Genomic DNA, 13,644 nt, shown 5'->3' with positions numbered 1-13,644 from the left:
GATCCTCCGTAGTCTTGGTAAACCACAGAGAATCATAAACTCCTGAAATCGCTCAACTTAATTTTCGGTTCGGCTCTTAGACAATTGAGAAAGTGTGTCATTGTGCTGGCGAAAGATGTGCAGATGCTCACAGATGACCTGACCTTCCGCAGCGACAACAACGCGATCTGGATAACCGCTGATGTACCGGTAACGGCGCCACCGCCGATTATGCGCGTGAGGTCGAACAGCAAGCCCAGCTGGGATGCGCCGAATTCAGTTTTCCACTGTTCGTACTCGTCTTCTGTCATCGCTGCGTAGCAGTCGGGGTCTTCCCGATTCAGTTCTTCAAGACGGGTCGCAATCTCGTCGGGTTGTTCATTGGGCTGCGATCATCTGGAACCTGCTCTTGTTCGGACGCGGCTTTCGCTGCCGTCGTTTCTTGTTCAGACGGATTCCTCCCGCCGTAGAAATTGCCGCTGGCCTGAAACTCGAATTTTTCATCAACCTCGATCGGGCAGACAGCTTCTGGAGTGGTTTTATTAGCCCGAGACATTTGACAGGTTCAAATTGAATATGAGGTCTTGGAGATCCATAGCGCGGTTATTCCATGACATTTCGTCTGCCCATTCTTTACGGTTGGCGGCATCAGTTCTGGCTAAAGCACTTCGGATGGAAGTTATGAACTCGTCTGGAGTTTTGTAATAATCGATCAGATCGCCTGCCTTTATCGTTTCTTCGGAAATATAGCTCACGACCGGCAGGCCAGTGGCGCAATACTCATACAATTTCAAAGGGTTTATAGCTCTTACGAGGTTCGGCTGGTTGATTATATCGAACGGAATGATTCCGACTTGGGAATGCTGGAGAAATTCCGGCACACGATAATGGGGGACAGTCCCCAGAAAGTGAACATTTGAAATGCCGGCGAGAGAAGGGTGTTCGGTGCTGGACTTACCTAGCAGAACAAACTGCATATTCGGCAGTGCGAGGGCTGCCGCGCGAATGGCGGATACGTCCAGCCATGGTCCAAGTGTTCCACTGTAAATTATGCGGGGTTTAGGAATGCCAATCAGTTCGGGTGGCTCGTTACATGGCTTTCCATAAAGCGCTGTATTAACTCCATTAGGTAGATAATAAGTAGGTTTGGTCCTGTTTTGCAGATCCGCCTGCATTGTTTTGGATGTGTAGAGTACGATATCGGAAGACTGCAATGCGACCTGTTGTTTTGCCAATAAAGCTGACGTTACTTCGGAAAAATACTGAATACGGTCTGCGTAACGATAAATAACGGGCAGCCGTAAATTCTGCGCCAATGAATAAAAATAGGGGCTATCGGTCAGAAATGCCTGCGGATGCATTAGTTCAGATCGCCTGAATGCGCCTGAAAGACGCGGAAAGGTATATTTCCACCAGTAATTCAGCATGTGTTCGCTGCGGAGCAATGGCATGTTGACATGCGGCCATGGCACGATGGTCTGAAGCAGCGTCAAGCTGCCATCTCCGAAGCGATAGGTCTGTGTATTGCCGCCGAAAGTGCGCAGAGCGCCGATGGTCTTTTGCCATGCTCGTTTGCGAGATTGCGGGTGGACAAGATGCAACGGACTCGTTGGCTGCTCTATGTATAAAATATTCCAGCCCAATTCGCACAGCGCTTCAGCGAGGTAAGAAGTTCCAAATCGCATATCGGCCATAAAGGGATGCGTGGATGCGATAATGATTTGTTTGGCTGTCATAGAATTCTAGGCACTTCCTTGAAGACCGAATCGGATATGGAATGAATCACGTATAGCTTATATCTTCCATTCGCTTCAGATAATGGGTAGCCGTTTGGTGGGGCTTCGGCAATGTGACGTGCCACCATTATTCCACATCGGTCGCGGCAAAGAAAAAGCATGATTGCGTGGATGCATGATCGCCTTCTTTGAGATGGCGCTGTAAAGTATTACGAAACGAAATTACAAATAAGGCGGTCTATTGTCTCGATCACTTATCTATCTCATAAGCGAGGACTGGTTTTTTTTATCGCATTTTATGGATAGGGCCAAAGCAGCGAAGGAAGCCGGATTTCAGGTGCATGTCGTTACGCGGGTTGGCACTCGTGGCGAAGAAATACGTGCTGCGGGTTTCAATTTAATCCATCTAGATATGCGGCGCGCGAGCTTGGGGCCTTTCCAGCTTTTGCGAGAAATAGCTGAGGTTGCACGGATTTATCGGCGTACTGCGCCGGATATCGTGCATCATATCGCTTTGCGGCCTATAATTGTGGGTTCATTCGCTGCCTTTTTAGCGAGAATTGGGAGAGTCGTTAATGCTCCGGTCGGAATGGGTTTTGTTTTTTCATCAGATACAATCAAGGCACGCTTGCTCAGGCCATTCGTTGTCAAGGCGCTGAAAATCGCGTTGCATGGGCGACGCAAGATTGCCATCGTTGAAAATGACGATGACCGCACGGAGCTTGTAGAGCGTAAACTTGTTAAGCCCGATAAGCTGGTAGTCATAGAAGGGGCGGGGGTAGATCTGAATGCTTTCCCTTATGTGAAACGACAGGACGCAGACGGAATTGTCGTTATGCTGGCAGCGCGTTTGCTGAAAGAAAAAGGGGTGAGGGAATTTGTCGGTGCTGTGGAGATTTTGCAACGGGAGTGTTTGAATTGTCGGTTTGTACTTGTGGGCGAACCGGACCCGGACAATCCCGGCAAGATCGACGACAAAGAACTCAAGGATTGGCAGGACAGGAACCTTGTTGATTGGCAGGGTCGCTCTAACAACATGACAGAAACAATTCTGCAAGCCGATATTTTCTGCTTGCCATCCTATAGGGAAGGTCTGCCGAAGGTGCTGTTGGAGGCCGGAGCCTCTGGTTGCGCTATAATAACGACTGATGTTCCAGGTTGTCGGCAGATTGTGACCCATATGCAAACAGGGCTTCTTGTTCCGCCCAGGGATGCTGTGTTTCTTGCCGGCGCTATAAGAACGCTCGTCAGAGATGGAAGTCTGCGGCTTAGCCTGGCTGACGCGGCTCGAAAAAAGGTCGAGAGCTGTTTCTCAAACAAGATAGTTAATGAACGCACACTTTCTGTTTACCGGCATATGATTTCCGAAGATATTGATAATAGATCCTGACCGTAATGAAGGTCTGGCAATGGTTGATTCGCCAATGAATCTGAGGAATTGACATGAAGGTACAACGACCGGCTGTGAGCGTTGTCATTCCGCACTATAATCAGGGCCAACTTATTGAAAGATGCGTCGCTTCAGTTGCCTGCCAATTAGGCAAAGAGGACGAGATCATCATTATAGACGATCATAGCACTCCGCCTTTAAACATCGAAACAGGCATCTGGACCCCGTGCGTGCGTGTAGTCGCTCTTCCCGAAAATGGCGGCCCTGGGGCGGCGCGCAACATTGGCGTCGAACAAGCAAAACACGATTATATCGCTTTTCTTGATGCGGATGACGTCGCATTGCCCGGCCGGATTACCGCGCAGTTGGGCGTCATGAGAAATAATCCTGACTGGGCAGGCTGCGTGGGTGACTACGTTTATCAGCGCGATGGAAATCGTGATGCGCAAGCTAATCACCAACTCGAACTGGCTTTCAATATTCGTCGCGAACTTATCGCAGGCCGTATATTTGCAGCGGGCAGTACATTGATGGTGAAACGGCAACTGTTTTTGGAAGTAGGCGGCTACAATCCCGCGCTTCGTGTGTATGAAGACTGGGATTTGCTATTGCGTCTGGCTCTCCGGTCGAAGGTCGGCCATTCGGGCATTCCACTTGCTATTATTTCGCCCTCGACCCGCCGGGCAGGCAAAGATGATCGTTTGCGGATATTGTCGCAACTTGATGCCAGCTATGCCAGAAGCATGGAGGAAGCAAATGAGTACCGCAGTTTCCGGCAGGCTTTGGCTTACGAACGGGCTAGCACATATTTTAGGGCTAAAGAGGCATGGGGTGGTCTTGGAGCACTTCTGATCGGCTTTAGATATGCTCCAGTTACCTTGTCACGCAGGTTGGCAGCCAGAATATTTTACGGAGTGCCATAGATTTCATCGCTTTTGTGAAACAGCCAGTCACGGTGGTAGCTATTGCAATCAGGGGTGACTTACTGAGGTCGATAGAGGCTTGCTCGATGAGCTGACAAAGATACAGCGGCAAATTGACTATTGTGCTGTATCAACCAAATGGGTAGGAACCGGGTTCCAAATTTATTGGGGATCAATCTAATGAAGCCTATCAAGACGTTTTGCGTCATGGGAACCCGTCCGGAAGCCATAAAAATGGCCCCGCTATCGCTCGCTCTTCATGATGATGACCGTTTTGATGCGCACACATGTGTAACCGGGCAGCATCGCGAAATGCTGGATCAGGTTTTGCAGATTTTCAAAGTTGTTCCCGATAGTGATCTGGCAATTATGCGTCCCAATCAGGACTTGACAGATGTGACATCGTCGATTTTGCAAGGCATGCGAAAAGTACTGAAAGACGTACGGCCGGATATTGTTCTTGTTCACGGGGACACCGCAACAACTTTCGCAGCTTCTCTTGCTGCCTATTACGAGCGAATTCCGGTTGGGCATGTAGAGGCTGGCTTACGGACAGGCAATCTTTATTCGCCCTGGCCAGAAGAAGCCAATCGCAAATTGACTGGCGTGCTAACAAACTTTCACTATGCGCCGACCGAACGCGCCCGCGCTAATCTTCTGGCAGAGGGCGTGAATCCTGATAATGTTCTTGTCACAGGCAATACCGTTATCGACGCATTGCTGACGATCAAGCATCGCATTGAGACAGATGCGGATCTCGCCGCGACTTTGCGGAAGCAATATGACTATTTGCGCCCCGACCGCAGACTGATTCTTGTGACCGGTCATCGGCGCGAGAATTTCGGCGGTGGTTTCGAGCGCATATGCGAGGCGCTCCGAGCGATTGCCAACGCCAATCCCGATGTGGATATTCTCTATCCTGTCCACCTCAATCCTGCCGTGCGCGGGCCGGTAAATCGCATTTTGAGCGACATTAACAATGTCAGACTGATCGAACCGGTGGGGTATGTCGATTTCATCTATCTGATGATGCAATCCTATATGATCATCACTGACTCCGGTGGGGTTCAGGAAGAGGCGCCGTCGTTGGGTAAGCCGGTGCTTGTCATGCGCGATACGACAGAGCGGCCCGAGGCTGTGGACGCAAAGACTGTTCGGCTCGTCGGAACCGACGTTGAACAAATCACGACATGGGCCCAGCGATTGCTCGCGGACCAGGACGCTTACCGTGAAATGAGCCTCGCACACAACCCATATGGGGATGGGCAAACCACTGCCCGTATCTGCAATCATATAGCCGCCGAATTCTCAAAAAAGGCAAGTTTGACAGCATGACATTCAAAACTATTTCTGTGGTAGGTTTGGGATATATAGGCCTGCCGACTGCTGCGGTGATGGCCAATCAAGGGCAGACCGTTATCGGGATCGATGTTGCCGCTCATGTGGTCGAGACAATCAATGCCGGTAAGGTGCATATCGTTGAGCCGGACCTTGAACGGGTCGTACAGGATGTGGTCAAGATCGGCCGTCTGCGAGCGACGGTCACACCAGAAGAATCCGATGCTTTTATTGTGGCCGTACCAACACCGTTCAAGAAGGTGACAGCAGGTGACAGCCCCGAGCCTGACCTTAGTTATATCCGGTCGGCCGCGCTTATGATTGCCCCCGTCCTGAAGACTGGCGACTTGGTCATTCTTGAATCAACGTCACCGGTCGGGGCTACTGAACAGTTGTCTGCTTGGCTTGCCGACGCCCGTCCAGATCTTAGCTTCCCGCAAAATGCAGGCGAGAATTCTGATATTCGTGTAGCTCACTGCCCTGAGCGCGTCCTGCCCGGTCAAGTTTTAAAGGAGTTGGTATCCAATGACCGCGTCGTAGGGGGGATGACGCCACGTTGTGCACAGCGTGCGGTAGAGCTTTATCGGCTTTTTGTTGAAGGTGAATGCATTGTTACCGACAGCCGTACTGCTGAAATGGCTAAGCTGACGGAAAACAGTTTTCGAGATGTGAACATCGCTTTTGCGAACGAACTATCCCTCATTTGCGACAAGATGGGCATTGATGTGTGGGAGCTTATTCGTTTGGCGAACAGGCATCCTCGGGTCAATATTCTACAACCGGGGCCCGGTGTTGGTGGACATTGTATCGCCGTTGATCCTTGGTTTATTGTTGCTTCCGCACCAGAGCAGGCGAAGATTGTGCGGCAGGCCCGTGAAGTCAATGACTCTAAACCACGTTGGGTCATTGATAAGGTTGATGCTGCGGTTTCTGACTGGAAACACCTCAATCCAGAAAAAACTCCGACCGTCGCTTGCTTCGGTCTGGCCTTCAAGCCTAACATTGATGATCTTCGTGAAAGTCCTGCTTTGGATATCTCCCGTCAAATCGCGAGCCGGGACGATATACGGTTGCTGGTGGTAGAGCCGCATATTGACTGCTTGCCTTCCAAACTGGAAAACGCAGTCCTGGTTACCGCTGATGAAGCGTTAAAAACAGCTGACGTCTGTGTGCTACTTGTCGATCACACGGTTTTCAGAGAAGGTAACAAGCCAGATGCAAATCGTCAGAGGGTGATTGATACCCGTGGTTTGTGGGATGGGCAGAGGGCTCAATGATAAGCCCTATTTTCTCGGGAGGCCGCCTTTAGCCTAATAATTTGTATGTATCGGCGGCTTTGAAATTAAATGTTTAAAGACCGGTGATAGTTAAGGCTGCGGAATGAGCAATATATTTCGTGCAGGAATAGACGATTTTTTCAAGGGGTGGGGGTCACGACGCCTTTGGTTGGCGTTTGCAAAAGAAGACATAGATGACAGCCATAAGAACACCCTGTTGGGGCCTTTTTGGCTCCTTCTTAACTATCTGACATTTATTGGGACTTTCGGATTTGTCATGCAGTCGGGTGCTGGTGACGACAATTATCTTGCCTATATTTCAATAGGACTTCTTATCTGGTTCTTTATTCTTGAGGTTATTACGCAGGGGGTTTCTTTGTTCTCGCGCGAAGAAAGTTTTATTAAGGGAACGCCTTTGCCACTTTCGACTTATGTTTTTCGTCTGACGATGCAATCTGTAATCCGGAACAGTTATGCTTTGCTGGGTTGTCTCGGTGTGCTACTTCTCACGGGCGTGTATCCATCTGTCACCTGGTTTTGGAGTGCGCTTGGCGTCGTTGTTGTTGTTCTCTCGGCTCCGGCAGTGATAACGGTCTTCGCTTTCGTCGGAGCCTATTTTCCAGATAGCCGGTATCTAATATCCAATGCCATGCGGGTGGGCATGTTTCTGACGCCGGTATTCTGGACCTACAATGGCAGTCATGGTGTTCGGCACCTCTTTTACTGGTATAATCCTTTCACCTATTTTGTGGAGATGGTGAGAATTCCGATTGTAAACGGTACTACGCCTTTAAAAGCACTTTTTTTGTGCGTTCTCATAGGTATTGTGATGTGGGTTGCGGCCGTATTCTTGATGGGCCGCTATCGCAAGAAGGTTGTGTTTATTCTGTAATGGTATCAATTTACGCAGATAATCTTCGCTTGACCTATAGGCTGATGCAGCCTGCTTCTCTGGCAAGGCGGAAGGAACGATCCCTGATGTCGGGGCCAGGCGGGGCTATCGTCAGAGCGGGGCGTCGCAGTGAAGTCAAGGCGCTAGACGGTATCAGTTTCGATCTTGAGGCCGGTGACCGATTGGGCTTGATTGGTTCGAATGGCGCAGGCAAAACGACTTTGCTGAAAGTCTTATATGGCATCTATGAACCCTCCGGTGGAACGCTAATCGTAGATGGCAAAATTGATGCCTTGTTCAACATCAATTTGGGTTTTCGTGCCGGAGCGACGGGGCGACGCAATATTGAATTGCGGGGACTGATCAACGGCTGGTCATCGCAGGAAATCGCGGAACGTATGGAGCCGATCATTGAATTTAGCGAACTGGGTGATTTCATTGATATGCCGTTGAAATCCTACAGCCAAGGCATGGCAGCGCGTTTGGCCTTTTCGATAGCGACCAGTTTCGAGCCGGAGATTCTATTGATGGATGAGTGGATCGGCGCAGGCGATCCCGCTTTTCAAGAAAAAGCTAAGCAGCGTATGGATAGTATGGCTGAAAAGGCCGGCATAATCGTACTAGCAAGTCATAATCATTCATTGATCAAGCGCACATGCACGAAGGTGCTGGAATTGCAAGCAGGGCATGTTAAAGCCTTCTGTAATATAGATAAATGGTCTTCGGGAGACAGATAAAGAAATTTAGGCTTGCCAGTCGCGCTTACCATTAATCTGGCCCTTTCGGAGTGTAATTGCAGATGCCGAGTTCTATCCCAGGAATTACCAATATACTTTTTAGCTTAATTTATTAAATACCGAGTAAAATTGTTGAAGCCTGAACGTCGTTGTCTGGTTTCTAAAGCTGGTATTTGCTGTTCGCGTTCTAATGATCAGAGGTATTTCTCGATGGTTTGGCAAAGAAAGAAAAAGACACACAAATTGCCGCGGCTGACTGTGCGAGCCAAAGATTACTTGATTCGCGAAATTAAGGCCCGTCCGGTTTTGGAACGACTAGCGCGCAAGCTACTTTATTGGTGGCGAAGCAGGCGTAGCGTTGCTGGTCCGGCAGATCTGGTGGCTGGCGCACAGGACAAGCATATGGTGACGGGAACACCGTTCGCTTCTCAGGTCAAAGTTGCAACGATTCTTGATGAGTTCTCATTTGGCAGTTTTGCGTGTGAATTCAAGGCTATCCCTGTGGAGCCGGACAATTGGAGGGAGCGGTTCGAAAATGAGAAGCCGGATGTATTCTTTTGCGAGTCCGCGTGGTCTGGGCCTGACTCGGTACGTAGGCCGTGGAAAGGTCAGGTATATGCGAGCGTCAATTTTAAGAATGAAAATCGCGGCGCGCTTTTAAGTATATTAAATTATTGTAACTTAAATGCCATCCCAACTGTGTTTTGGAATAAGGAGGACCCGACACATTTTGGCGATAAGGTTCATGATTTTATTAAGACAGCACAGCTTTTTGATTTTGTTTTTACAACGGCGGAAGAGTGTGTAGCGCGATATAGACAAGATTATGGATGCAAGAATGTCTTTGCTCTACCTTTCGCGAGCCAGCCTCGAATGTTTAATCCTCTTGAATTGGACGGTAGCAGGACAGAGGATATCGTTTTTGCTGGCAGTTGGTATAGCGTACATAAGGAACGCTCGCAACTGATGGAGCAGGTATTGGATAGGTTCGTGAAGGATGGGTATTCGCTAAAACTAATCGATAGGTACTTCGGTACAAAGGACGAAAATCACATCTTTCCGGAGAGATTTCGTTCTTACCTCTTCCCACCGGTAGAGCATAAGAAAATTAATAGTATATATAAGTCAAGCTTGTTTGGATTGAACTTCAATACAGTTACCACTTCGTCGACAATGTTTGCACGGCGAGTTTTTGAATTGATCTCCAGTAATACATTAGTGTTGTCTAATTATTCTCTCGGTATGGATAAGATGTTCGGTAAAGATGTGGTTTTTGTTGATAGGGATCCGGCTCGCCTGAAGGGACTATCTAAACAAGAAATAGATGTGATCCGCGAGCGTGCGCTACATAATGTTCTTGAAAATCATACCTATGAAAATCGGTGGGAATTCATTCTGGATTCAATAGGGTTTTATTACCGAAAGAATGATAAGGCAGTAACATTGGTTTCACGTATAAACAATCATGATGAAGCCAGAGCGAGCATCGTGTATTTTTCTCAGGTTGAGGCTCTGATTCCTAATAGCAGGCTTCTACTCCTTCTATCTAAAATGATTCCCGACGATGAGGTGGCAGCCTATTATCAGGAATATAACCGATATGGGAGTATGGTCGTTTGTGAATCTTTTTTAGAAAAATATAGCGATCCAGAGGCAAATATAATATATACGGCGAATATGCTGTTTGTGACGGGCTGCCGTTTTCCGCCGCTTTCGTGGCTGGACAAGGCAAGGCTGCATTTATGCTATGCCGGTGAGAGATACATTGGCTTTGACGCAGAAGAGGCGAAGTATAGTGTCGTTCCGCTTGATTTGAATAAGTCCTTGCTATCTTCTTCGTCGGGTTTCTTGCCGCTGCTCACTAAGAAAAATCATAACAGTTGGAATTCGGTTTTTTACGTCTAAGGTCTACATTGAAAATATCTATCCTCGTCCCCTGTTATAATGCCCGTGGAAAAATCGAAGCATGCATAAGCTCTTTGCGTGCCATCGAGTTTCCGGAAAAGGACTTTGAAGTCATTTTCGTCGACGACTGTTCATCTGATGGCACCTTCGATTATCTTCTAGAGGTTTGTAAGGATCAGGAAAACTGGTCAGTATATCGTTTAACGTCTAACAGCGGCTCCCCTTCAAAGCCACGAAATTACGGCAGCCGGAAGGCCAAAGGGGAATTTATCATATACATGGATTGTGACGACACAATTTTCCCCGATACGCTTCGAGCGTATTACAATTACGCAGTATCAAGAAATGCTTGTATTGTTCGAGGCTATTTAATTGTTGATGATGGCAGCGGAAACCTGCGGCAATTGAATAGAATGCCAAACTGGAGCGAAGGACTCTCCAAAGCGGAAAAGATAAGGTTAATAATTACCACCCAAAGTACTACGGTAGTCTCATTTATTAAAAGAAGCGTTATTATTGATAATAATATCCTCTGGCACGAAGATATAAGGGTTGGAGAGGATACATTATTTCTTATTAATGCTTTAGAAAAGTCAAATAATATTCATTACATTGATCACCCAACATTTGTATACAATAAACGCTCGTCGCCTCACGCTTCCAGTACTCAACAGTACGGGCGGAGGGAGCTTAAAAACCATATTCGCGTCTGGGTGGAAGCAGAAAATGCACTGAAGAGAACTGGCATCAGCTATTTTGAAATTCGACTCCATGTTGGGTTGAATACTGTTCTTCATTCGATGATTTTTCAAGGTCTTGGAGACATCGATAGAAACACTTTTCAGGAGTTTTCTGATTTTCTGGGGTTGGCGTGGGAAAAGTTAGACAAGAAACTTTTAGGAACTCGATATTTCAGCGTGCTTAACGCCGTTGTCACATCTGATTACAGCGGATTTATTGAAGCGTGTAAGCCTAGGCTTCTTATAGCTGGGTATGACCTGAAGTTTATTTTGTCGAGTGTAGATTCTCTTAAGAAATATTTCGATATTAGGATCGATGAGTGGGAAAGTCACGATGTACATGACGAGAAACGCAGTCGTGAACATCTGCTTTGGGCAGATTATATCTGGTGTGAGTGGTTGTTAGCAAACGCAGTTTGGTATTCAGAGAATAAGCGCGATAATCAAAAGCTCGTTATCCGCATGCATCGGATGGAGTTAAGTCGTAATTACGGCTATTACGTTAACCCGAAAAGAATTCACGCTATAATTACAGTATCTGTATTCTATTTTGAAAGATTACTTCAGAGGTTTAATCATATTCATAGGGGTAAGGTACGGTTAATTCCAAACTATACATTTTTAGGAAAAGAAGATAACCGGTTCGAGGTTGATCGTCTATTTAGGTTGGCTGCGGTTGGTGTAGTCCCGAGCCGGAAAGGCTTCATGCGCATGCTGAAAATACTCGTTGCATTACGTATGAAAGATTCTAGATATACACTTGATGTTTTTGGTTATGGTCCAGAACATTTTAGCTGGGTCACTCGCGACAAAATAGAAATGAAATATTATGAACTTTGCCGAGAATTTATCGAAGAAAATGATTTACGGCAATACGTGAATTTTATCGGACAATCAAAATTACCCGATACTCTCTCCGATAGAAAAGTTGGCTTTGTGCTCTCTACCAGTGATTCAGGAGATCTGTTTTCTGGACCTGAAAGTTTTCATCTAGCCGTTCTTGATGGTTTCTCCGGGGGTGGCCAAAGTGTTGTTCGCCATTGGGACGGGTGCGAGTATATTTATCCTCCGTCTATGATTTTTGAAAATGAAGAAGAAATAGTTGAGTACATTTCGAAAATAAGTATTGAGAGATTCTATGAAGCATCCAGAGTTGGGAGAAAGTTGATTGCGTCAAGATATAGTCTAGATCACTTTGTAAATTCAGTTGTTTCTATTTTTAAGGAGTAGGTGTCGTGAGTCGGCGCTTGGAGTGCTCCCCATTTCACCACGGGATTACCACCCCGCAAGCCAGATAGACCCGCACATTTCCTGAAGGCCCGATCATGATGCTTCCACACAGACGATCAACGATGCCAGGGTCTTTCGTTCAATATCGGATGGAACTTTCAGACCACGACCGTTGCACAGCACGGTAATCCCCCCGCCAAACAACGGACTTCAAAAGTAGAATTTTCTCGGGCTATATGATCGAGGAGATTTTGATGAAGACGAGCAGATTCAGCGAACCGCAAATCCTTGCCATCCTTCGCCAGGCGGAAGGCGGCGTTCCTGTACCCGAGTTATGCCGGGAACATGGAATGAGCACTGCGTCATTCTACAAATGGCGATCCAAATACGGTGGCATGGATGCCTCGATGATCAGCCAGATGAAGGCTCTGGAAGACGAGAACCGTCGCCTGAAGAAGATGTATGCGGAGATGAGCATGCAGGCGGAACTGCTCAAAGAGGCTCTTGGAAAAAAGTGACGCGGCCATCTCAACGTAACGTCCCGATTGCTACCGCCTGCCTGAGTTCGTGATTTTGGCATAGACACGTGTTTAACGACGTCGTTAGCGACGTGTCTTATGCGAGGATTGGATGCGAGTTGAAGTTCTTGGCGCGGAACGGCGTCGTCGCTGGGGAGATCAGAAGAAACTGGACATCGTGATGTCGATTGGGATCGACGGCGCGACAGTGACGGATGTGGCGCAGAAGTACGATGTGACCCGCCAGCAGATTTACTCCTGGCGACGGGAACTGAAGAAGAAGGGGCTTCTGCTCTCCTCACAGGAAGCCGTATTTCTTCCTATTGAGATGAGTAGCGAGCAGATCGGTGGCGCGGTGAACGATGCCCTTGATGCTTCGCCCTCCATGATTGAATTGCACTTGCGCTGCGGCCGCCGTCTTTGTTTTGGCAGCCGAGTGGAAGGTGCGGTTCTGACGCGGCTGATCCGGGCGGTGGAACAGGCATGATTGGACCGGGCACCGGCGTTCGGGTTTACCTTGCCTGCGGCGTCACAGATATGAGGAAGGGCATTGAGGGCCTTTCGATGTTGGCGCAGGATGTCTTGCGCCAGAAGCCGACAGGTGGAGCTGTCTTCGCCTTTCGTGGGCGGCGTGGTGATCGGGTGAAGCTGCTGTATTTTGATGGCCAGGGATTTTGCCTTTACTATAAAATTCTGCAGAAAGGCCGTTTCCCCTGGCCTTCAGCGGCCGATGGGACGGCTCGACTGACAGCAGCCCAACTGGCGATGCTATGGGAAGGAATAGACTGGAGACGTCCGGACTGGGGTGCTCCGCCGGCACGTGTCGGTTGATTTTATCTTACTGAAACTACTTGTTTTTATGGTGTTCTGTCCTGACTTATGCTAGTCATGTCTATCAGCACCCAAACGGGACCCCTTATCGGCGTCCAAAAAGTACCCCTCCTTTAAGTTGCAACGGTTAGCGCGCGCGGCCCTGAAG

12 protein-coding genes and 1 pseudogene are annotated in these 13,644 nt (G+C 48.1%); 11 read left to right on the top strand and 2 right to left on the bottom strand.

Going from position 1 to position 13,644, the window contains the following annotated elements:
* Nucleotides 1-319: 319 nt before the first annotated feature.
* Nucleotides 320-535: a hypothetical protein gene (locus DKP76_RS18465; RefSeq protein ID WP_109708118.1), complete on the bottom strand. Its 216-nt coding sequence runs from the start codon at nucleotides 533-535 to the stop codon at nucleotides 320-322.
* A complete protein-coding gene (locus DKP76_RS18460; protein ID WP_109708117.1) occupies nucleotides 522-1,715 on the bottom strand; it encodes a glycosyltransferase in 1,194 nt (397 codons plus the stop codon). The genes DKP76_RS18465 and DKP76_RS18460 overlap by 14 nt, the downstream gene beginning before the upstream one ends.
* A gap of 241 nt (nucleotides 1,716-1,956) precedes the next feature.
* Between DKP76_RS18460 and DKP76_RS18455 the strand changes: the two genes are divergently transcribed.
* The 11 genes and pseudogenes from DKP76_RS18455 to tnpB all read left to right on the top strand — a co-directional run bounded on the left by DKP76_RS18455 (nucleotide 1,957) and on the right by tnpB (nucleotide 13,496).
* Complete coding sequence (locus DKP76_RS18455; RefSeq protein ID WP_109708116.1) at nucleotides 1,957-3,105, top strand: glycosyltransferase family 4 protein; 1,149 nt, start codon at nucleotides 1,957-1,959, stop codon at nucleotides 3,103-3,105.
* A 53-nt stretch (nucleotides 3,106-3,158) separates the two neighbouring features.
* Nucleotides 3,159-4,028, top strand: coding sequence for a glycosyltransferase family 2 protein (locus tag DKP76_RS18450; RefSeq protein ID WP_109708115.1), 870 nt, complete (start codon nucleotides 3,159-3,161; stop codon nucleotides 4,026-4,028).
* Nucleotides 4,029-4,208: 180 nt separating this feature from the next.
* Nucleotides 4,209-5,363 (top strand): non-hydrolyzing UDP-N-acetylglucosamine 2-epimerase, encoded by a 1,155-nt coding sequence (gene wecB / locus DKP76_RS18445; protein ID WP_146198956.1) that lies wholly within the window; start codon nucleotides 4,209-4,211, stop codon nucleotides 5,361-5,363.
* Nucleotides 5,360-6,643: a UDP-N-acetyl-D-mannosamine dehydrogenase gene (gene wecC / locus DKP76_RS18440; RefSeq protein ID WP_109708114.1), complete on the top strand. Its 1,284-nt coding sequence runs from the start codon at nucleotides 5,360-5,362 to the stop codon at nucleotides 6,641-6,643. The genes wecB and wecC overlap by 4 nt, the downstream gene beginning before the upstream one ends.
* Before the next feature lie 103 nt (nucleotides 6,644-6,746).
* Nucleotides 6,747-7,535: an ABC transporter permease gene (locus DKP76_RS18435; RefSeq protein ID WP_109708113.1), complete on the top strand. Its 789-nt coding sequence runs from the start codon at nucleotides 6,747-6,749 to the stop codon at nucleotides 7,533-7,535.
* A gap of 86 nt (nucleotides 7,536-7,621) precedes the next feature.
* Nucleotides 7,622-8,272, top strand: coding sequence for an ABC transporter ATP-binding protein (locus tag DKP76_RS18430; protein ID WP_245410292.1), 651 nt, complete (start codon nucleotides 7,622-7,624; stop codon nucleotides 8,270-8,272).
* 132 nt (nucleotides 8,273-8,404) lie between these two features.
* Nucleotides 8,405-10,177 carry a CgeB family protein gene (locus tag DKP76_RS18425; RefSeq protein ID WP_146198955.1) on the top strand — a complete coding sequence of 591 codons (1,773 nt, stop codon included), beginning with the start codon at nucleotides 8,405-8,407 and terminating at the stop codon, nucleotides 10,175-10,177.
* Nucleotides 10,153-12,147 (top strand): glycosyltransferase, encoded by a 1,995-nt coding sequence (locus tag DKP76_RS18420; protein WP_109708110.1) that lies wholly within the window; start codon nucleotides 10,153-10,155, stop codon nucleotides 12,145-12,147. Before DKP76_RS18425 ends, DKP76_RS18420 begins: the two co-directional genes overlap by 25 nt.
* Before the next feature lie 254 nt (nucleotides 12,148-12,401).
* Nucleotides 12,402-12,662, top strand: a pseudogene (locus tag DKP76_RS18415) (transposase); the annotation flags it as partial.
* Between the two features lie 115 nt (nucleotides 12,663-12,777).
* Nucleotides 12,778-13,152 (top strand): IS66-like element accessory protein TnpA, encoded by a 375-nt coding sequence (tnpA, locus tag DKP76_RS18410; RefSeq protein WP_199224860.1) that lies wholly within the window; start codon nucleotides 12,778-12,780, stop codon nucleotides 13,150-13,152.
* A complete protein-coding gene (gene tnpB / locus DKP76_RS18405; RefSeq protein WP_011982990.1) occupies nucleotides 13,149-13,496 on the top strand; it encodes an IS66 family insertion sequence element accessory protein TnpB in 348 nt (115 codons plus the stop codon). Before tnpA ends, tnpB begins: the two co-directional genes overlap by 4 nt.
* Nucleotides 13,497-13,644 lie beyond the last annotated feature (148 nt).

This window comes from Falsochrobactrum shanghaiense, assembly GCF_003149535.1.
Lineage (GTDB): Bacteria > Pseudomonadota > Alphaproteobacteria > Rhizobiales > Rhizobiaceae > Brucella > Brucella shanghaiense.
Note: the sequence above shows the minus strand (reverse complement) of the source record. Positions and strands in the feature narration are given on the sequence as shown.